Source organism: Pseudescherichia vulneris NBRC 102420, from assembly GCF_000759795.1.
In the GTDB taxonomy this organism is placed as follows: Bacteria; Pseudomonadota; Gammaproteobacteria; order Enterobacterales; family Enterobacteriaceae; genus Pseudescherichia; species Pseudescherichia vulneris.
In genome coordinates this window covers 54,275-73,795 of sequence record NZ_BBMZ01000017.1, presented here as the reverse complement: position 1 = coordinate 73,795, position 19,521 = coordinate 54,275, and the positions used below count along the sequence as shown (strand labels likewise).

Annotated in this window: 17 protein-coding genes; 7 read left to right on the top strand and 10 right to left on the bottom strand. The window is 53.9% G+C overall.

What is annotated here, in order from left to right; all coding sequences use genetic code 11:
- Positions 1 to 136: 136 nt before the first annotated feature.
- Positions 137 to 1,633 carry an inorganic phosphate transporter PitA gene (gene pitA, locus EV102420_RS15200; protein ID WP_042393281.1) on the bottom strand — a complete coding sequence of 499 codons (1,497 nt, stop codon included), beginning with the start codon at positions 1,631 to 1,633 and terminating at the stop codon, positions 137 to 139.
- Between the two features lie 231 nt (positions 1,634 to 1,864).
- Here pitA and EV102420_RS15195 point away from each other — a divergent pair, with 231 nt between their 5' ends.
- The gene (locus EV102420_RS15195) at positions 1,865 to 3,061 is read left to right on the top strand and encodes a BaiN/RdsA family NAD(P)/FAD-dependent oxidoreductase (RefSeq protein WP_042393278.1); all 1,197 of its coding nucleotides are present in this window, start codon (positions 1,865 to 1,867) and stop codon (positions 3,059 to 3,061) included.
- A 5-nt stretch (positions 3,062 to 3,066) separates the two neighbouring features.
- Here EV102420_RS15195 and lysC read toward each other — a convergent pair whose 3' ends face one another.
- Positions 3,067 to 4,431 carry a lysine-sensitive aspartokinase 3 gene (lysC, locus tag EV102420_RS15190; protein ID WP_042393276.1) on the bottom strand — a complete coding sequence of 455 codons (1,365 nt, stop codon included), beginning with the start codon at positions 4,429 to 4,431 and terminating at the stop codon, positions 3,067 to 3,069.
- Between the two features lie 439 nt (positions 4,432 to 4,870).
- On the opposite strand from lysC, the gene EV102420_RS15185 reads away from it, so the two are divergent.
- Positions 4,871 to 6,256 (top strand): diaminobutyrate--2-oxoglutarate transaminase, encoded by a 1,386-nt coding sequence (locus EV102420_RS15185; protein ID WP_042393274.1) that lies wholly within the window; start codon positions 4,871 to 4,873, stop codon positions 6,254 to 6,256.
- Between the two features lie 17 nt (positions 6,257 to 6,273).
- Positions 6,274 to 7,737, top strand: coding sequence for a pyridoxal phosphate-dependent decarboxylase family protein (locus tag EV102420_RS15180; protein WP_042393271.1), 1,464 nt, complete (start codon positions 6,274 to 6,276; stop codon positions 7,735 to 7,737).
- A 51-nt stretch (positions 7,738 to 7,788) separates the two neighbouring features.
- Here the strand turns inward: EV102420_RS15180 and EV102420_RS15175 are convergent, their stop codons facing one another.
- Positions 7,789 to 8,670, bottom strand: a complete 882-nt coding sequence (locus EV102420_RS15175; RefSeq protein WP_042393269.1) for a hypothetical protein — start codon at positions 8,668 to 8,670, stop codon at positions 7,789 to 7,791.
- A 222-nt stretch (positions 8,671 to 8,892) separates the two neighbouring features.
- Here EV102420_RS15175 and EV102420_RS15170 point away from each other — a divergent pair, with 222 nt between their 5' ends.
- On the top strand, positions 8,893 to 9,219 hold the full coding sequence (locus tag EV102420_RS15170; RefSeq protein ID WP_042393267.1) for a hypothetical protein: 327 nt from the start codon (positions 8,893 to 8,895) through the stop codon (positions 9,217 to 9,219).
- Here the strand turns inward: EV102420_RS15170 and EV102420_RS15165 are convergent.
- Positions 9,207 to 9,998 (bottom strand): DUF4225 domain-containing protein, encoded by a 792-nt coding sequence (locus tag EV102420_RS15165; protein WP_042393264.1) that lies wholly within the window; start codon positions 9,996 to 9,998, stop codon positions 9,207 to 9,209. The two genes, EV102420_RS15170 and EV102420_RS15165, sit on opposite strands and share 13 nt — an antisense overlap.
- Positions 9,999 to 10,080: 82 nt before the next feature.
- Between EV102420_RS15165 and EV102420_RS15160 the strand changes: the two genes are divergently transcribed.
- Positions 10,081 to 10,563: an Hcp family type VI secretion system effector gene (locus tag EV102420_RS15160; protein WP_042393262.1), complete on the top strand. Its 483-nt coding sequence runs from the start codon at positions 10,081 to 10,083 to the stop codon at positions 10,561 to 10,563.
- 65 nt (positions 10,564 to 10,628) lie between these two features.
- The gene (locus tag EV102420_RS15155; RefSeq protein WP_042393259.1) at positions 10,629 to 11,609 is read left to right on the top strand and encodes a toll/interleukin-1 receptor domain-containing protein; all 981 of its coding nucleotides are present in this window, start codon (positions 10,629 to 10,631) and stop codon (positions 11,607 to 11,609) included.
- Between the two features lie 191 nt (positions 11,610 to 11,800).
- Here EV102420_RS15155 and EV102420_RS15150 read toward each other — a convergent pair whose 3' ends face one another.
- The 5 genes from EV102420_RS15150 to EV102420_RS15130 form a co-directional block, all read right to left on the bottom strand.
- Positions 11,801 to 13,774: a PhoX family protein gene (locus EV102420_RS15150; RefSeq protein ID WP_042393258.1), complete on the bottom strand. Its 1,974-nt coding sequence runs from the start codon at positions 13,772 to 13,774 to the stop codon at positions 11,801 to 11,803.
- A 75-nt stretch (positions 13,775 to 13,849) separates the two neighbouring features.
- Entirely contained in the window at positions 13,850 to 14,971 is a 1,122-nt protein-coding gene (locus EV102420_RS15145) for a metallophosphoesterase (protein WP_042393257.1), read from the bottom strand.
- Positions 14,972 to 15,001: 30 nt separating this feature from the next.
- A complete protein-coding gene (locus EV102420_RS15140; protein ID WP_042393255.1) occupies positions 15,002 to 15,994 on the bottom strand; it encodes an alpha/beta fold hydrolase in 993 nt (330 codons plus the stop codon).
- A gap of 18 nt (positions 15,995 to 16,012) precedes the next feature.
- Positions 16,013 to 16,807, bottom strand: a complete 795-nt coding sequence (locus EV102420_RS15135) for an SDR family NAD(P)-dependent oxidoreductase (RefSeq protein WP_042393253.1) — start codon at positions 16,805 to 16,807, stop codon at positions 16,013 to 16,015.
- 44 nt (positions 16,808 to 16,851) lie between these two features.
- Complete coding sequence (locus EV102420_RS15130; RefSeq protein WP_042393251.1) at positions 16,852 to 17,706, bottom strand: LysR family transcriptional regulator; 855 nt, start codon at positions 17,704 to 17,706, stop codon at positions 16,852 to 16,854.
- A gap of 98 nt (positions 17,707 to 17,804) precedes the next feature.
- On the opposite strand from EV102420_RS15130, the gene EV102420_RS15125 reads away from it, so the two are divergent.
- Positions 17,805 to 18,311 (top strand): phenolic acid decarboxylase, encoded by a 507-nt coding sequence (locus EV102420_RS15125; RefSeq protein ID WP_042393249.1) that lies wholly within the window; start codon positions 17,805 to 17,807, stop codon positions 18,309 to 18,311.
- A 36-nt stretch (positions 18,312 to 18,347) separates the two neighbouring features.
- Here EV102420_RS15125 and EV102420_RS15120 read toward each other — a convergent pair whose 3' ends face one another.
- Positions 18,348 to 19,409 carry an AI-2E family transporter gene (locus EV102420_RS15120; RefSeq protein ID WP_042393247.1) on the bottom strand — a complete coding sequence of 354 codons (1,062 nt, stop codon included), beginning with the start codon at positions 19,407 to 19,409 and terminating at the stop codon, positions 18,348 to 18,350.
- Positions 19,410 to 19,521: the final 112 nt, after the last annotated feature.

The following is a 19,521-nucleotide window of genomic DNA, read 5'->3' as shown; positions in this document are numbered from 1 at the left end:
GAGATATAAAAAAAGCGGGCCATCGTAGCCCGCTTTTTGTTTATTTTTGCCCGGCGGCGCGTTGCTTGCCGGGCCTACAGGTTAGTGCAATTTGTAGGCCGGGTTAGCGTAGCGCCACCCGGCGTTATGCAGCCGATTAAATCAGGTGCAGCGCAACCCAGTACAGCGCGCCGGAGAGGAAAATCGCTGCCGGCAGGGTCAGCACCCAGGCCATCAGGATGTTGGTCACGGTTTTACGCTGCAGACCGCCGCCGTCCACGATCATCGTTCCCGCCACTGACGAGGAGAGCACGTGGGTGGTCGACACCGGCATCCCGGTATAGCTCGCCAGGCCGATAGAGACGGCAGAGGTGAGCTGGGCCGACATGCCCTGCGCATAGGTCATGCCTTTCTTACCAATCTTCTCACCGATAGTCGTCGCGACACGACGCCAGCCAATCATTGTACCCAGGCCCAGCGCCAGCGCCACCGCCATGATGATCCACACCGGGGCATACTCGATAGTGCTCAGCATATCGCCTTTCAGCTTTTTCAGCAGACGCTGGTCGTCAGCGCTGACTTCCGGCTGTTTGGCAACCTTATCGGTGATATCAGAGATGCACAGCATGATGCGGCGCAGCTGGCTGCGCTGCTCAATCGGCAGCTTGTCATAGCTTTCGATATTGGTGAGCATCGCTTTAGCACGATCCAGCGCTACCACGGCACGGCCTGCATGACAGTGGAACTCGCCGTTAGGGCCTACGGTCTGCTCTGGCGTTGGGATAACCGGATCGGCTCCGGTTGCCTTCAGCAGCAGATCGGGATGCTGTTGGAACCAGATCTCGACGTTGTTTACCGCGTCGCGGGTACGGGTAATGTCGTAGCCGGAGGCATTCATGTTCACCACGAAGCCTGCCGGGGCAACGCCAATCAAGACCAGCATAATCAAACCAATGCCTTTCTGACCGTCGTTCGCGCCGTGAGAGAAGGCCACGCCGATAGCAGAGAGGATCAGGGCGATACGCGTCCAGAACGGCGGCTTTTTCTTGCCGTCCTGCTTTTCACGCTCGGCTGGAGTGAGGTGAATGCGGGCGCGTTTCTTGGTGTTGCTCCAGTAGCGACGGAGGATAAACACCAGCCCGCCCGCGAAGACCAGGCCGACAATCGGCGACAGGATCAGCGAGGCGAAGATGTTGATGACCTTCGGCACGTTCAGCGCATCCACCAGCGAGGTACCGGTCATCAGCGCGTTGGTTAAACCAATCCCGATGATTGCCCCGATCAGGGTGTGTGAACTGGAGGCTGGAAGACCAAAGTACCAGGTACCCAGGTTCCAGATGATGGCAGCCAGCAGCATGGAGAAGACCATGGCAAGGCCGTGTGCAGAGCCAACGTTCAACAGCAGATCCGTCGGTAACATATGCACGATGGCATAGGCTACGCTCAGGCCGCCAAGCAGAACGCCAAAGAAGTTGAAGAGTGCCGCCATGACGACCGCTATCTGCGAGCGTAATGCGCGAGTATAGATCACGGTTGCCACTGCGTTCGCTGTGTCATGGAAGCCGTTAATCGCTTCGTAGAACAGCACAAAACCCAGAGCAAGGAGTAATAACAACCCGGTATGAAGATCCAGGCCAGCAAACAAATGTAACATAGGACGTTACGCCATTTTTGAGGTCATGAACGCCGCGCATTATCATGGACATTCGCGGCGGGGGCAAAGTGAAATATAGCTTTTTTTTGATATTTATCCTGCGCCTGTAACGGTACGTAAATAATTATGTCATAAATTTCAACGAAATGACCATTTTCTCCACCATTTGCGCTGGTGCGACCACCGCATAAAATTTACAATCCGCGCCGGATTAGCGAAGAGGAATGCAGTGTGGAAAGGTTTGATGCCGTTATCATTGGGGCCGGCGCGGCGGGGATGTTCTGTGCGGCGATAGCTGGACAGGCGGGCTGCCGGGTACTGTTGCTGGACAATGGTAAGAAACCCGGACGTAAAATTCTTATGTCTGGCGGCGGTCGCTGCAACTTTACTAACCTTTATGTCGAGCCTGCGGCCTATCTGAGCCAAAACCCGCATTTTTGCAAATCTGCACTGGCGCGCTATACCCAGTGGGATTTCATCGATCTGGTCGGCAAGCACGGTATTGCGTGGCATGAGAAGACGCTGGGTCAACTTTTCTGCGATGACTCCGCGCAGCAGATTGTTGATCTGCTGGTGGCAGAATGCACAAAGGGCAATGTCACCACCCGTCTGCGCAGCGAAGTGCTTGACGTCACCCGCGACGACGCAGGCTATACGCTACAGCTCAACGGGGAAAGCGTCATAACTCACAAGCTGGTGATCGCCAGCGGCGGCCTGTCGATGCCGGGCCTGGGCGCATCGCCGTTTGGCTATAAAATTGCCGAGCAGTTTGGCCTGAAGGTGCTGCCAACACGGGCGGGACTGGTGCCGTTCACCCTGCACAAACCGCTGCTGGAGCAGCTGTCGCTCCTCTCCGGCGTGTCGGTGCCCTCCACCATTACCGCAGAAGACGGAACCGTGTTTCGTGAGAGCCTGCTCTTCACCCATCGTGGCCTCTCCGGCCCGGCGGTGCTGCAAATCTCCAGCTACTGGCAGCCCGGTGAGTTCGTTACCATCAACATGCTGCCGGAGTGCGATCTGGATGCGTTCCTTAACGACCAGCGCGCCGCTCATCCGAACCAGAGCCTGAAAAACACCCTGGCGATGCAGCTGCCGAAACGGCTCATTGAGTGTCTACAGCAGCTCGGGCAGATCCCGGACGTGACCCTGAAGCAGCTTAACAGCCGTGAACAGCAGGCTCTGGTGGATAACCTTACCCGCTGGCGCGTGCAGCCCAACGGCACCGAGGGCTACCGTACGGCGGAAGTGACGCTCGGCGGCGTCGATACGCATGAACTCTCATCGCGTACGATGGAGGCGCGTAACGTGCCGGGATTGTACTTTATCGGCGAGGTGATGGACGTGACCGGCTGGCTGGGGGGATATAACTTCCAGTGGGCATGGTCAAGCGCCTGGGCCTGTGCACAGGCGCTTGCAGAGCAAAACTAACGCGCTTATTCCAGCAGGCTGCGATGTAACGCTTTCACCGCGCTGTCTGCGGATGCTGCCGGCAGCAGGAAGCAGAGGCTTTGGTTGGACGCCCCGTGGCAAATCATACGTACGGCGTGCGTCTCCAGCTCGGCAAAGACCTCTTTGCACACCGCAGCTTCCTTCGCCAGCCCATTACCAATCAGCGAGACGAGCGCCAGCCCGGTCTCGATCTCAACGTGGCAGTGCGACGACAGCTCGGTGAGCAGGGCGGTAGTCAGCGTATCGGCCTCGCCAGAGGTGGAGCCGGTGGAGTTGAGGATCAGCGCGATGCTCGTCTCCGAGGTGGTCACCAGGTCGATGGCCGTTTCATGGCGCGATAAAATGCCAAACGTCTCGGCTAAAAAGCGGTGTGTCGGCTGCGCGTCAAGGCTGGATAACGTCAACAGCGTCTGCTGACGGCGCATGGCCAGGGCGCGATAGCGCGAGGGTTCCAGCGCATCGCGGAGAACCAGCGTGCCGCCCGCTGACGCATTGTTGCTGGCCCCGACGAATACCGGAATGTTCTTGCGGATGGCGGGGAGCAGCGTCGCCGGGTGCAGCACTTTGGCTCCCAGGGTGGCCATCTCTCTGGCTTCGGAGAACGACAGGGTATCAATACGCTTTGCCTGGGCCACAATTCGCGGATCGGTGGTATAGATCCCGGCCACATCGGTCCAGATATCCACACGCGAGGCATTGAGCGCTTCGGCCAGCAGGGAGGCGGTGTAGTCACTGCCGCCGCGACCCAGAGTGGTGGTATGCCCCGCCGCATCGCTGCCAATAAAGCCTTGGGTCACTATCAGCGCCTGAGCAATACGCGGGCGTAAGCGTTTTTCCGCCTGCTCGGCAATGGCGTCAATGGCCGGTAGTGCGCAGCCAAACGTATCATCGGTGCGAATGACTTTGCGGGCATCAAACCACTGCGTCTCGACTTCTTCACGTTCACGCAAGACCTCCACAAACAGCAGGGAGGACATCATCTCTCCATGGCTGACCAGCTCATCGCACAGCGCGGCTGAAGGGGAATCGACAGCATCTTCAGCCAGGCGGCTAATGTTGTCGAGCAAACGGTCAATCTCCTGACCAATGGCGTCTGGCTGTTTCAGGCGTGAAATAATGTTGTATTGCAGGACGCGCAGGGTCGCAATTTTGTCCAGCCGAACGGGGCTTTCCAGACCGGAAGCGAGTTCGACTAACAGGTTGGTCACGCCTGCGGAGGCAGACAATACAACCAGACGAACGTTTTTATCAGCAAGAACGAGGGTGGCACTGCGGCTCATCGCGTCAAAGTCAGCAACGCTGGTTCCGCCAAATTTGGCGACGATGATGTGTGGATAAGTGTGAGTCATAACAATCTCATATCAGGGCGCCATATCGGTATGGCATGAAAATTTTCATTTCGGCATAAGGGAAGGGGTCTTCACCTTACGAAATGTCCGCCCGCGAACATTTCTACTTAAAACTCAGGAACCTGCTCTCATTGCCTCTCACAGGTTGCCGGGGTGGGATCGCATGAATAGTTAAATAAAGTCTTCCTTATAGGTTTGGGATTTTAAACGCGGGCATAGTAAGTGATTTAACCCGTTGAATCGATATTTTCTTTAACGTTTATGTCAAACCGGTGTGAAAACATTTTTTGTCATTGATTTTTATAGGAATTTACATAAAAGCTTATAAAAAATAAAAGATTGAGTCCGCTGCTGAAAACACATATATTAGCCGCGATTTTTACCCCCCTTAAACCCTTATTCAACCGGTGTTGAAACAACTCCAGGTTGTAGGAGAGATATGATGACGGATAAAGTCCGTATTGATTCTTTGAATGCTGATTCATTCCCGCAAAGCAATGAGACCCTTCTCGCCAGACAGGCTGAGTTCGAATCCAACGTCAGAAGCTATCCGCGTAAATTGCCATTAGCAATTACCAAAGCGCAGGGCGTCTGGATCACCGATGCAGATAATAAACAATACCTAGACTGTCTTGCAGGTGCCGGAACGCTGGCGCTGGGCCATAATCACCCTGAGGTGATCCAAAGCATCCAAAGCGTCCTTACCAGTGGCTTACCGTTACATACGCTTGACCTGACCACGCCGTTAAAAGATGAGTTCTCTGCTTATCTGCTCTCACTGCTGCCGGGTCAGGGCAAAGAGTACTGCCTGCAATTCACCGGCCCTTCCGGCGCGGATGCCGTTGAAGCGGCGCTGAAGCTGGCGAAAAAAGTGACCGGCCGTTCTGGCGTGATCAGCTTCTCCGGTGGGTATCACGGCATGACGCATGGCGCGCTCTCCGTAACCGGTAACCTGTCGCCGAAAGAAGCGGTTAACGGCATGATGCCGGAAGTGCAGTTTATGCCTTACCCGCACCAGTACCGCTGCCCGCTGGGCATCGGTGGCGAAGCCGGTGTGAAAGCGCTGACCTACTACTTCGAAAACCTGATCAACGACGTTGAGAGCGGCGTGCGTAAACCTGCTGCTGTGATCCTCGAAGCTGTGCAGGGCGAGGGCGGCGTAAACCCGGCTCCGGCCGAGTGGCTGCAACGCATCCGTAAAGTCACGCAGGAACATGGCATTCTGCTGATCCTTGACGAAGTTCAGGCGGGCTTTGCCCGTACCGGTAAATTCTTTGCCTTCGAGCACGCTGGTATCGAGCCAGATATTATCGTGATGTCCAAAGCGGTAGGCGGCGGTTTACCGCTGGCCGTGCTGGGCATTAAAAAGCAGTTCGACGCCTGGGCACCGGGTCACCATACTGGTACGTTCCGTGGCAACCAGCTGGCGATGGCCACCGGCCTCACCACGCTTAAGATCCTGAAAGAAGAGCGTATTGCCGATAAAGTGGCTGAGCAGGGTGAATGGCTGAAGGGCCAGCTGGCTGAGATGCAGAAACGCTTCCCGGTTATCGGCCACGTACGCGGTCTGGGTCTGATGATCGGTATTGAGATCGTTAAACCGCAGGAAGCGCAGGATCATATGGGCTGCTACCCGGCGGATGGCGATCTCTCTGCACTGCTGCAGAAAAAATGCTTCGAAGCGGGCCTGATCCTTGAGCGCGGCGGCCGTGGTGGCTGCGTACTGCGTCTGCTGCCTTCGCTGCTGATCAGCAAAGAAGAGCTGGGGATCTTCCTCGATAAATTTGAAAATGCGCTGCTGAGCGCGGGCGTGAAGCCAGTTTAATCGGAGCACGTGAGCACATGTCTGATTTAAATCCGATTCTCTCTGGTTCCGCGCAGAGTATTGCCGCCTATCAGGATGCCATTGAGCAGAGCACGCAAGCGGTGGTGCAGTGGCTCAAGCAGCCTGAGATGTATCAGGGCAAAACCGTTGCGGAACTGCGTGAGCGCATCAATTTAGAGTTTAGCGCTGAAGGCCTGGGCAACCAGGCCGCCATTGAGCGTGCCGTTGAGTATTTCCTCAAGGACAGCCTCTCGGTGCACCATCCGCAGTGCGTGGCGCATCTGCACTGCCCGAGCCTGGTGATTAGCCAGGCGGCGGAAGTGCTGATCAACGCCACCAACCAGAGCATGGACTCCTGGGATCAGAGCCCGTCGGCGACCATCATTGAGATCAAGCTGATTGAGTGGCTGCGCGAGCAGGTCGGTTACACAGCGGGCGACGCTGGGGTCTTTACCAGTGGCGGTACGCAGAGCAACCTGATGGGCCTGATGCTGGCGCGCGATGCCTTTTTCGCGCGTCAGGGGCACTCCGTTCAGCAGCACGGTCTGACCGGTAATCTCAGCAAAATGAAAGTGTTATGTTCTGAAAACGCGCACTTCTCCGTGCAGAAGAACATGGCACTGATGGGGCTGGGCTACCAGTCCGTGACGCTGGTGAAAACCGATCAATTCTCGCGTATGGATCTCAACGATCTTAAAGCGAAGCTGGCTCAGGCGAAAGCCAACGGCGAGCAGGTGATGGCCATTGTTGCCACCGCCGGGACGACCGATGCGGGCGCGATCGATCCGTTAGCTGACATCGCCGCACTGGCCGCTGAAGAGCAGATCTGGGTGCACGTGGATGCGGCCTGGGGTGGCGCACTGCTGCTGTCTGAGAAGTATCGTCACTTCCTGAACGGCCTGGAACTCGCGGACTCCGTCACGCTGGACTTCCACAAGCAGTTCTTCCAGACCATCAGCTGTGGCGCGTTCCTGCTGAAAGATGCGCGTCACTATCAGCTGATGCGTTATCAGGCGGCGTACCTGAACTCTGATTTCGATGAAGAGCAGGGCGTGCCGAACCTGGTCTCCAAGTCTCTGCAGACCACTCGCCGTTTCGATGCCCTGAAGCTGTGGATGGGCCTGGAAGCGCTGGGTAAAAAACAGTACGCCGAAATCATTGATAACGGCGTGACCCTGGCGCAGCAGGTAGCGCAGTTTGTGGTTGATCAGCCGCAGCTGGAGCTGGTCATGCAGCCGCAGCTGGCTAGCGTGCTGTTCCGTTTCCGTCCGGAAAACGGCGATACCGCAGGCGTTGCGTTGCTGAACCAGCGTATCGGCGATGCGTTGCTGGCCTCCGGGGCAGCGAATGTGGGCGTAACGGAAGCGGACGGCGTCACCTGCCTGAAGCTGACCCTGCTCAACCCTGTCGTGTGTCTGGAAGACGTAAAAGTTCTGCTGGCAAGCGTGATGGCCTGCGGGCAGCAGCTGCACAACGCCTGATTGCATCAGACGTGAAAAAAGCCGATGGCAGCGATGCCATCGGCTTTTTCTTTACGCTAAATTTTCCTTAATCCTTCTCATGAAATGATAGTACTCCCGCATCTCATAGAGCTTGAGTTTATTATTCATCGCCTCCCAGCCATCCTCGCTTAGCTGCGCTGAGGGCTGCCATGACTCTTCACTCCCTCTGATCTCTTCCAGCGTTTGCTGCGGGGTCAGTGCCGCATCCAGATTTTTCGGCAGGTCTTTAGGGGAGACGATAGTGGCATCGGAGAACCTATAGTATTTATAAGGCGTACTGTTTTTAGCGAGCACTCTCCACCCATGCACTTTATTAAAGTCACCTTCCTGGTTGGAAAGGTGCAGTGAAAACGCCAGATACCACATCTCGGTGTTGCCACAAAAATCCGTAATCTCAATATACTGATGATAGCGGTTAAGCTGGATGGCATCCTGTTCATCGACATCACCCTCGCGGCCTGCCGCAGAAAAGTAGGGAAAGAGCGGCGTACCATAAAAAGATACCCGGCCTTGATTAGCATATTGTTTGGGCGGGCTGTGCTTAGGGATGGCGGTTCTTAACGCAGGGCCAGTGGTGCCAATCCCAATGTACTCGCGCTTTTCAATATTTTCAAAAAGCTGCGCCCGGTAAATACCGCCGTTTTTCGCCACGATATTGATCTCATAATCAAAATCTATGGTGCCAGACATCACTGAACTATAAATTTTGACCTGATGATTTACATTGCCAAAATAGCGTTTAAGCCAGCTCTCTTTTGTCAGGAAAACATCATAGCTACCGCGTGCATTGTAGCTAGCCAGGCGGGCGCTGAGCTTACTCTGCGCCAGCGAGCGGGTTGCCACGAACAGGGAGACGAGCGCCACTGCCGCTGAAACAAGGGGAATGATGTCCGCTTTGAAAGATATGTCCATGTAGGGGAGCACCTTTATGCTATTAAACAGACGGTTAGTATAAATAAAGTCTGAATAGAATTGCCTTTTTTTTAAATAAACGCAATCTATTTAAAAGTGTTGCTGACGAGTTAAGCAATTTAAATATTTTAGATGTTGAAGGCGTTAGTTTTTTTATTTGTAGTAAGTACAGATAGTCAGGTATAATTGAAGGATGAATTAGTCAATGAGTAGAGGAACAATATGAACAAGGTGGAGATTGAAAAAATGCTTTTAAAAGAAGGATTTACGGAGAAAGAGGTTTTTTCTATTCGCCAACACACGGAGAAGGATGGCTATCCGTATCCTTGGTTGCTCTCTCAGTTAAAAAAACGTTTTATCGCATCTGCAATAATTATGCTGATACTTTTTGCAGGGTTAATTTATACTATATACAATGGTACGCAACAAAATCTCGTATCTTATTCAATAACATTGGTTATTGGATATGGCATAGTATATATATTTACTCCTCTAAAACCAGCGTATAAAGCATATCGCTTTATGAAAAAGCATGGTCATTCATTATAGGTGTCAGTAATTGATTTGATGGTCATTCCATCATTATAAACTTCAATGAACAACTCATTTCTGCTCATTTCTTTAATGCCGCGTACATAATCTGAATTAAGATAATAAAAAAGTCTCCAGGCTTCGGGTTTCTGTATAAGTCTGACAATACCGTAGACAGATAGGGCTAAATCCATTGAGCTGTAGGCAATCTGCCCTACTTTTTGATCAAACCCAAGGAATTTTGCTGAAGCTACATAGCCTTGCTTTAGTAACCCTTCGCTATCATTTTTCCCATATACAATATTTTCAACTGACTCCTGGACGCCATTAAGCCCATGTAAAATTAGCATGCCGCCAAATGCCGTTCCTATGATTGCGCCAGTTGCAAATGAAGCGCTAAAGATAGAAAAACCTGCTATGACCTGTAGTCCACTTAACACAACCCCAACACCATTGATTACATAACCCCAGATATCTCCATTTTTAACCAACTCAACCGATGCATGAACTGCAGCTGTTCCAGCACGTAGCATTGTGTCCTGAATGGCAAGGTATTCGTTTTCTTTTTTTAAATTTTGAATGCATTCCTGACACTCGTCATCAGGCGCTCCAGCTCGGATTATATTAAGTTGAGCATTAATAAAGGATTTAACATCATCCTGAAACTGTAAACGAGTGAAACCATTTTTGAGGTGAATGAAAGAGAGTTGTATAGCATTGCTAAGCAAATGATTCGCCTCCGCAATCGCCATTGTTAAAAAGTAGTCAGCAAATCTGTGTGGTTTCCAGTAGTCCATAGCGGTATCATTGTGTCATCAAATCTTCTAATACGTTTATTTAAACAGATTGGCTTGCTAAGGGAAAGAAAAAGGACCGACTATGAGTACTGATCTATTCTTAAAAATTGATGGTATTACAGGTGAGTCGCAGGATAGCAATCATAAGGGCTGGATTAATATTGACTCGTTTACATGGGGTGCCAGTCAGCCTGGGAATATGGGCATTGGCGGCGGTGGCGGCGCTGGGAAGGTTCAGTACCGCGATCTCTCTGTTCTGACACATATAGACAAAGCTACGCCCGCTATCATGCGCTATGTCTCTCTTGGAAAGCATATGAATAAAGTAGAGCTTTCTGTATGTAAAGCCGGTGGCAGTCAAATTGAATACTGTCGTATTACTCTCGAAGACGTCTTGATCACCAATGTGGTTTTTAACGGAACCACTAATCGAGACCTGATTGGCCTGTCATATCAGTTTCAGGCTTCCAAGGTTAAAACTCAGTACTGGGAGCAATCCGCAAGCGGCGGTAAAGGTGCAGAAACCCAATCTGGCTGGGATATCAAAGGGAACAAGGAAGTATAGGTTTTTTCAAACTCGTTTCATGAAGGTTAACTATAATCTGATTATTGCTATCAGAGGGATCAACTATGGTTAGTGTGTTTCTTTCCTATTCTCATAAAGATGAGCATTATCGTGAGGAGTTAGAGGTCCATCTTGCTATGCTAAAGCGTGAGGGGACAATCGACGTATGGCATGATAGACGTATTCTTGCTGGTGCTGAAATTGATGCCAGTATTGACGTAGAACTTGAGAATGCAGACGTTGTATTGTTATTGGTAAGTCCTCATTTTCTGGCTTCTGCATATTGCTTTGATATTGAAGTTCAGCGTGCTATGCAGCTACGTGCGCAAGGAAAGTGTGAGGTTATTCCAGTTATTTTGCGGCCATGCGACTGGCAGATAGCTAATGCTCCTTTCAGCACGCTCCTTGCTGTGCCGCGTGATGGTGTGCCTTTGTCAAAATGGCCTGATAAAGACGATGCTTATCTTAATGTGGTTCAGCAATTGCGTAAGACACTGCAATCCCTTACAAAAAATAACCACGGAAAATGGGAGGAACCAAAATCTTCACCCGTTAATTTTATTGATCCTAATATTTCTTCGATAGACAATCCTCGATCAAGTAACTTGAGGCTGGCCAAAAATTTTACTGATGTTGATAAAGATAAATTCCTTGACGAAGCGTTGATATATATAAAAAGATTTTTTAAGCTTTCGCTTACAGAATTGAAAGCCAGGAATGATGGGATTGATACACGTTTTATTTCAATTGATCATAATGCTTTTGGTTGTGTAATCTACCGTGAGGGTAAAGCTGTTGCTAAATGTGGAATAAGACTAAGTTCAGGTGGTTTTTTCGGTAAAGGGATTACTTATACAAGTGATGAAAGCGCCCCTGAAAATACGATGCACGACTCTTTATCAATTGATCATGATAATCAGTCGTTGTTTTTCGTACCTATGGGGTTAAGTTATGGAGGGCTACAGCAGAAAACTAAGCTTACTTTCAATGGTGCGAGTGAGTATCTTTGGGATTTGCTCATATCACCCTTGCAGCGGAGCCAATAAATACTATTGAGTTTGGGCCTCTTTCTATTTCAACTGGAATGCTTATTTGTAGATGTTTAAAAAATACGTAGCATACATAAATTTCATATTGAAAGTCTTATGGAAGAAAAGGGTAAAAATTCCAGACATGTTGCCACATCTGGAATTAAATGCGTTCAGGTACAGCTGTTAGAGAAAGCGCAGGGACGGTCTTAGCTTCCTATCAGCCCGCCGTCGGCCTTCACGATCACCACTGTAGAGGAACGCGGGCGACCGTGCGGATCGGCATCCGGCCAGTTCGATACCGCGCGCGGGTTCGCGGGATCGGTAATCCCGTCGCCCACTTCGCCAGGGTGCTGAATATTAATAAACAGCGTCCGGTTATCGGGGGTAAAGGCGATGCCGGTGATCTCGCAGCCGCGCGGTCCGGTAAGGAAGCGGCGATACTCGTTGGTGCCCGGAATGGTGGCTACCATCTGGTTGTTACCCATATCGGCGTAGGCTTTCTGGTTGATGGTGCTGGAGGAGACGTCGGTCTGGATCCACAGCACGCCGCGATGGTCGAAAGAGAGCCCATCCGGGCTACCAAACGCGGCTCCTTGCATGGAGCCTTTGGCCTGCGGATCGTTGCCGTCGGTGCGGCCCGCCATCACCAGAATATCCCACTGGAAACGCCCTGACGCCGGATCGTTGTTCTCTTCCAGCCAGTGCATGATATGACCAAACTGGTTGTTGGCACGCGGGTTGGCGGCGTCGACCGGGGCCTTGCCCTCTTTGCCGCGATCGTTGTTGTTGGTCAGGGTGCAGTAGACGCTGCCGGGAGTGTTCGGATCGACGGTGATCCACTCCGGGCGATCCATCTTGGTTGCGCCCACGACGTCCGCAGCCAGACGGGTTTTGATCAGCAGATCGCCCTGGCTTTCGAAGCCGTGGCTCTGATCCAGACCGTTCTCGCCAAAGACCAGCGGGAGCCAGCTGCCGCTGCCGTCCTCGTTAAATTTCGCCACGTAGAGCGTGCCGGAGGTAAGCAGATCCATGCTGGATTGGCGGTTGGCCGGATCGTACTTTTTGTCCGAGACAAACTTGTAGATGTACTCAAACTTCTGGTCGTCGCCCATATAGACCACTACACGATTGTCTGCGGCGAGGGTGACCATCGCACCTTCGTGCTTGAAGCGACCCAGTGCCGTATGTTTGCGCGGCGTGGAGTTCGGATCGTAAGGGTCGATCTCGACGACCCAGCCAAAGCGGTTCGGCTCGTTCGGAGTCTTATCCACGCTGAAGCGTTCGTCCACTTCGTTCCATCGGTAGGAGTCATCGCTGTCGGCGATGCCGTAGCGCTTCTCCAGCGCATTACGATCCGCCTTCTTCACAAAAATATCGGACCAGTTCTCTTCGCAGGTGAGGTAGGTTCCCCACGGCGTGTGGCCGTTGGCGCAGTTCTGCATGGTGCCCAGCACCTGCTCACCCTGCGGATCGGCGGCGGTTTTCATCAGCGGCTGATGGCGCGCCGGGCCGGTGAGCTGCATCGGGGTGTTAACGGTGATGCGGCGGGCGAATGAGGAGGGGCGCACCACCTGCCAGTCATCGCCGCGCTTCTGCACTTCGATAACCGAGATGCCCATCGCGTTTTGTCCCTTGCGGGCCTTGTCGAGATCCCAGTTGGCGTCGCCATCCTTGAACAGCATCCCGTTATCAATATATTCATGGTTCATCGCCAGCAGGCCATGATCGGGACTGTTTCCGCCCTGCGGCAGGCTAAACCACGCCATGCCGTCATGGTGCATGCCTGCCTGGGCAGCCTGCTCGTCGGTGGTATTGCTGCCGTCGGTTTTGAACGCAGGCATCGCGTCCTTCAGACCCACCGGCTCGCCCCAGCGATAGAACGGCCGCGCGATATAGCCCTCTGGCACAATCACCGTATCTTCGGAAGAGACCGGAATGCTGGTGAACCCCAGCGAGACCGCCTTAGCCAGCGCGGAAGGGCGGCTAACCGCGGCAAAGGCCGACTCGGGTTTGACCAGCAGCGGAAAAGAGACCGCCGCGCCCGCTACCACGCCCATCTGCAGCAGACGGCGACGGGAGAGAAAGACGTTCGCCACGTCGGAAAATACCGGGTTGGCGCTGCGGTTACTGATCTCTTCGCTATGTTCTTTTTTGAATAGGGATTTTAACGGTCTGCTCACGACGGCGTCCTTTGTTTACCAGAGAGTAAGGTGACGCCATCAGACTAAGGAATCATTGTTACAATTTTATAACGGTCACCGCGCCGCGCTGCGGTGCAGGATCAGCTCGGTGATCTCCGACGGGTGACCCAGTCGTAGCGGAAAGCCGTTCCACAGGCCCGTGCCGTTGCTGACGTAGAGTGCCATATTGTCGACCTGGTAGCGCCCTGAGACAAAACCGTTATTTGCCGGACTGACTAACAGATCCAGACCGCGGATCATTCCCCCGTGGGTGTGGCCAGAGAGCTGCAGCTTCACGTTGTGCTTAGCGTTATCGCGTGCCGAACCGGGACGGTGATCGAGAAGAATGATGCTGTCGTCAGGACGAACGCCTGCCAGGGCTTGGTCAAGATCCGGGCCAGTTTCCCCTACGCGCTGGGCCGCCTCGTCGTTAACGCCCGCCAGCACAATCGACGCATCGCCACGTGTTATGCGTACGTGACTATTTTGCAGAAAAGGGATCTTCAGCTGCTGATAAATTTGCATCCACTGGGCGTAGTCAAAGTAGTACTCATGGTTGCCGGTGATGGCATAAAGACCGCTTTTGGCCTGCAGTCGGGAGAGTGGCTCGACGTCCTTGAAGCGGCGATCCACCGTGCCGTCGGACATATCGCCGGTCAGCACCACCAGGTCAGGGCTGAGCCGGTTGGCCTTTTCCACCACCTGCTCAACCCAGGCCTTCGGCAGCAGGCGGCTGGCGTGGATATCCGTCAGCTGGACAATCTTGAAGCCCTCAAAGGCGGGTGGCAGATCGGCAATGTTTACCTCGACGGTGCGCACCGCTGGGATCTCAATTGCCTGCTTCACGCCAATTCCCGACAGCACCAGAGCGACCACCATGAGCGCTACGCCGGAGGCGGTTTGCGGCAGGCGCTTACGTAGCAGCCACGTGATCAGCAGGCCAATGATGTCACGCACCAGCAGCAGCCCGGCAAGCATGACGATGGAACCAAACAGCCAGCCCTGGGCGATCATCACCGGTTCTGGCCATTCGGGAGAGAACATACTGCCGAAGAACAGCTTGCCCAGCAGGTGGAACTCACCCGCCACCAGCAGCAGCAGCGCCAATCCTGCGCGTACCCACATCGGCAGCGACAGCGGCAGAATAAACCGCGCTATCACGTACAGAGCGGGTATCAGCGTCCAGATAAAAAACATAGTATGCTCCCTTAAATCACCTGCTCCAGGCTACGATCGTAAATCCTTCAGCAGCGCCTCGTGAAAGCGCGCCGGATCTTCCATTTGCGGGGCGTGGCCCATGCCGTCAAACTCAACCAGCGTTGCGCCGGGGATCTGTTTCGCGGCCTCTTTACCCAGCACGCTATAGTTACCCACGGCCTTTTTGACCTCCGGCGGAGCGGTATCGCTGCCAGGGGCGGTCGTATCCCCGGTGCCGATAAACAGCGTTGTCGGTACCCGCAGATCTTTAAACTCATAGACCACCGGCTGGGTGGCAATCATGTCGTAGAGCAGGGCGGAGTTCCACGCCACGCGCTCCTTGCCCGGCCCGTTGCTCAGCCCGGCCAGCATATCGACCCACTTGTCATACTCCGGCTTCCAGTTGCCCATGTAGTAGGTCTTCTGCTCATAGGCTTTGATGCTCTGGGCGCTGGTTTTTAGCTCCCGCTGATACCACTCGTCAACGCTGCGGTAGGGCACGCCTTTGGCTTTCCAGTCCTCAAGGCCGATGGGGTTGACCATCACCAGCTTCTCGGTCTGCTGGGGGTACATCAGGGCATAGCGGGTAGCCAGCATCCCACCTGTGGAGTGACCGATAATAGTGGCCTTCTTAATCCCCAGCGAGTCGAGCAGCTGGTGGGTATTACTTGCCAGCTGCTGGAAACTGTACTGATAGCTGGCCGGCTTGCTAGAGGTGCAGAAGCCAATCTGATCCGGGGCAACGACGCGATACCCGGCCTCGTGCAGGACGCGGATTGTCTCCTCCCAGGTGGCAGCGCAGAAGTTTTTGCCGTGCAGAAGCACGACAGTGTGACCGTTGGGCTTATCCGCCTGAAGATCCATATAGCCCATGCTGAGCGGCTGTTTTTGCGACTGAAAATCAAACTTTTTGAGTTCCCAGGGGTAGTTAAAACCCTCCAGGTGTTCACCGTACTCTGCTGCCGCAGCCGTCCCGCTGAAGAGCAGGGCGGCCAGCACACAGCGTGAGATTTTCATAGGCATAACGCTTCTCCACGCTGGTTATACAATATCGTCTACCACGCCACCGTCGACGCGCAGTGCCGCGCCGGAGGTCGCCGATGCCTGGGTTGAGCAGACGTAGACCACCATATTGGCGACTTCATCCACCGTGGCGGCCCGCTGGATCACCGAGGTGGGACGGTTGGCTTTCACAAACTCAGTGGCGACCGTCTCCAGCGATTTACCGGTTTTGTCTATTTCGCTCTGCATCATGGCGGCAAAACCGTCGGAAAGCGTCGGGCCTGGCAGCACGCTGTTGACCGTCACGCCGCTGCCCGCCACGTATTTTGCCAGCCCGCGCGCCAGGGAGAGCTGCGCCGTTTTGGTTACGCCGTAGTGGATCATGTCCGCCGGAATGTTAAGCGCTGATTCGGAAGAGATAAAGACCACCCGGCCCCAGCCCTTCTTCACCATTCCCGGCAGCAGGGCACGCGCCAGGCGAACGCCGGACATAACATTGGTTTGCCAGTAATTATCCCAGGTGGCGTCGTCGGTGGTGCTGAAATCGGACGGGCCATAGATACCTGCGTTGTTGACCAGAATATCCACGGACGCGGCGGTTTTCAGTACCGATTCAACGCCTTCGGGGGTGCTGAGATCGGCGATGGTGGCCCGCACCTCTACGCCCGGCACCGCCTGCTGTAGCTGCTGAATGCCCTGGTTCACGCTCTCCTGGCTGCGGCCGTTGAGGATCACTTCCGCACCGCTCTCAGCCAGCCCGCGCGCGATCGCAAAACCAATCCCGGCGGTGGAGGCGGTCACCAGCGCAACTTTGCCCGTTAAATCAATCTTCATTGCTCGCTCCCGTAGATGTCGTTATCGAACGTTAAGCATAGACGCTACTTTGCAGAGGTCAGGAGTTTAAGCAATGTCTCAACCTGCTCATCGAGAGGCATTAAGTCTTTCTTTACAATCAGGTGCAGGGGCGTAGCGCGGCGCACACCGTGGCCGAGGGGCAGCGTTTTTAAGACCCCCGCCTCCAGCTGCTCGCGGATCCGCTCTTCCGGTAGCCAGCCGTACCCCACCTGATACATCACTGCGTCAATCGCGGCATCAATGGTCGAGAAGGTCCAGGCTTCGCTGGTGGACTGCTGCGCGCTGTCACTCCCAGCGATGCGGATCAGCGGCCAGGCCGCGAGGGTTTCGTCATTCAATATATTCAACGCAAAGAGGGGATGATCGCGATGAGCCACGGCGATAAAGTCTACGTTCATCAGCCACTCCCCGCGTCCGGTCATATCCTGACGACGCGGCAGGATCATCACGTCGGCTTCCGTATGCGCGGGTAGGGCAACGTTTTCCTGAGCTTCAGTGAGATGTACCTGCGTCTGGGGATAGCGCTGCTGAAACTGACGCAAAATGGCGAACAGATGGCTGCGTGGAAAGATGCTGTCGACCACCAAATCAAGGCGGGTGCGCATACCGTTGCGCAAGGATGAGGCCCGCGTTTCAACATAGGCAAATGCCTTCAGCAGGGGCTTAACCTGAGTTAACAGCAGTTCTCCGGCAGGCGTTAACACGGCGCGGCGGCCCTCCGGTACGAGCAGCGCGATGCCTAAACGCTCTTGCAATAGCGCCAGGTTGTAGCTCACCGATGACTGGCTGCGATGCGTCTCTTCGGCGGCTTTGGCAAAGCTGCCTAGTTCAATAACTTTTTCCAGCAGTGACCACTGCTCCAGCGTTGTCTTATGCATAATTTATCTAAAAAGTTGATTAATTTTATCCAAAATCAGCGTTATTAATCCATAATTTGCAGCGGTACGCTATCTCTATCACATGAAGGAGGTAAAAAATGAGCAGCTTTGATAAACACGATCTGAGTGGTTTTGTCGGTAAACACCTGGTTTACACCTACGACAACGGCTGGAATTACGAGATTTATGTGAAAAACGCGTCGACGCTGGACTACCGTATTCATAGCGGCATTGTCGGTAATCGCTGGGTGAAAGATCAGCATGCCTACATTGTGCGGGTGGGTGAAAGCATCTACAAAATTTCATGGACCGAGCCGACCGGGACCGACGTTAGCCTGATTGTTAACCTCGGCGACCGGCTGTTCCATGGGACGATCTTCTTCCCGCGCTGGGTCATAAACAATCCAGAAAAAACCGTCTGCTTCCAGAACGATCATATTCCGCTGATGGAGTCCTATCGCGAGGCGGGGCCTGCCTACCCAACAGAAGTGATCGATGAGTTCGCGACCATCACCTTTGTTCGCGACTGCGGGGCAAATAACGACAGCGTCATTGACTGTGCGGCCAGCGAGCTGCCAGAAAACTTCCCGGAAAACCTGAAGTAAGCTCACCGGGTTTAGGCAGCCGCTGGCGAAAGTGCTCTACCCTGGCAGCTTACTCTTGGGTCGGCCAGGGCCGAGCAGGATGGCCAGCTTGCTGCCGCCTTTGGTGGTTTCCATCCAGATTTTACACACGCTGGTGAGCGGCACCGAGAGCAGCATGCCCACCGGTCCCAGTAACCATCCCCATACCAGCAGCGAGAGGAACACCACCAGCGTGGACATCCCCAGCCGGTGACCCATCATTCGTGGCTCAAGAATGTTGCCCAGCAGCATATGCACGACCAGGAAGAGCGCGCCGACCATGAAAAACTCATAATAGCCGTTGAACAGCAGCGCCTGGATCATCGGCGGGATGGCCGACAGCACGGAGCCGATATTGGGCACGTAGTTCAGCAGAAACGCCAGCACCCCCCACATCAGGGCAAACTGTACATCCAGCAGCAGCAGCCCCAGCCAGATAATCACCCCGGTCCACAGGCTAATAAGCGTTTTGAGCGCCAGATAGTGCGAGACGCCTTTCAACGCCCGGTGCAGGCCCGCGATGTGGATCTGCGGATTGTTCAGCGCGAAGCGCAGCTTGTAGGGTACGTGGCGAACTTCAAACAGCATAAACACCACCGTCATCACCAGCAGGACGATGCTGGCCATGGCGTTGGAGAGCTGGGCCATCAGCGTGGTAGCGAAGGTCATCATTTTGTCGGAGTCCATGCGCTGCAGCATGCGTTCCGGCGAGATATGCAGATTCAAAAACGGCAGCGCGTGCTGTAGGGCGACAATTTTACGCGTCAGCTCCCGGTTATATTTTGGGAGCAGATTAATAAAGTCGGTTGTCGAGGCGGCGAGCACGCCAAACAGGGCGGTAAGCACAACTAGCATGACTACCACTACGATAGTAATAGCGAGAGGGCGTTTAATACCGCGGCGTAAAAACCAGGTGACCAGAGGATTAAGAACGATGGCAAAGAAGAGCGCCAGCAGAAGCTGGACGATAATATCGGCCGCCGCATGAATACCCGCGAGGATAATCACCAGCGCGGCCATTTTGACAAGAATGTGCAGTCCTGCTTTATCACCGGATTTTTCAGGCAATACGTTGAGCATGTTGAATTCCTTTTATCGCTATCCTCGTTAAGTGTAGTGCCTTGTTGGGGCTTCGCTTAAGACGGATAATCTTATTGTGAGGGCTGATTTTCATGGCTCGTCGTGGTAATAG

Coding starts and splice junctions, on each gene's coding strand:
- pitA (WP_042393281.1), bottom strand. CDS start 1,633: ATGTTACATTTGTTTGCTGGCCTGGATCTTCATACCGGGTTGTTATTA.
- lysC (WP_042393276.1), bottom strand. CDS start 4,431: ATGACTCACACTTATCCACACATCATCGTCGCCAAATTTGGCGGAACC.
- EV102420_RS15185 (WP_042393274.1), top strand. CDS start 4,871: ATGATGACGGATAAAGTCCGTATTGATTCTTTGAATGCTGATTCATTC.
- EV102420_RS15180 (WP_042393271.1), top strand. CDS start 6,274: ATGTCTGATTTAAATCCGATTCTCTCTGGTTCCGCGCAGAGTATTGCC.
- EV102420_RS15175 (WP_042393269.1), bottom strand. CDS start 8,670: ATGGACATATCTTTCAAAGCGGACATCATTCCCCTTGTTTCAGCGGCA.
- EV102420_RS15170 (WP_042393267.1), top strand. CDS start 8,893: ATGAACAAGGTGGAGATTGAAAAAATGCTTTTAAAAGAAGGATTTACG.
- EV102420_RS15165 (WP_042393264.1), bottom strand. CDS start 9,998: ATGGACTACTGGAAACCACACAGATTTGCTGACTACTTTTTAACAATG.
- EV102420_RS15160 (WP_042393262.1), top strand. CDS start 10,081: ATGAGTACTGATCTATTCTTAAAAATTGATGGTATTACAGGTGAGTCG.
- EV102420_RS15155 (WP_042393259.1), top strand. CDS start 10,629: ATGGTTAGTGTGTTTCTTTCCTATTCTCATAAAGATGAGCATTATCGT.
- EV102420_RS15145 (WP_042393257.1), bottom strand. CDS start 14,971: ATGTTTTTTATCTGGACGCTGATACCCGCTCTGTACGTGATAGCGCGG.
- EV102420_RS15140 (WP_042393255.1), bottom strand. CDS start 15,994: ATGCCTATGAAAATCTCACGCTGTGTGCTGGCCGCCCTGCTCTTCAGC.
- EV102420_RS15135 (WP_042393253.1), bottom strand. CDS start 16,807: ATGAAGATTGATTTAACGGGCAAAGTTGCGCTGGTGACCGCCTCCACC.
- EV102420_RS15130 (WP_042393251.1), bottom strand. CDS start 17,706: ATGCATAAGACAACGCTGGAGCAGTGGTCACTGCTGGAAAAAGTTATT.
- EV102420_RS15125 (WP_042393249.1), top strand. CDS start 17,805: ATGAGCAGCTTTGATAAACACGATCTGAGTGGTTTTGTCGGTAAACAC.
- EV102420_RS15120 (WP_042393247.1), bottom strand. CDS start 19,409: ATGCTCAACGTATTGCCTGAAAAATCCGGTGATAAAGCAGGACTGCAC.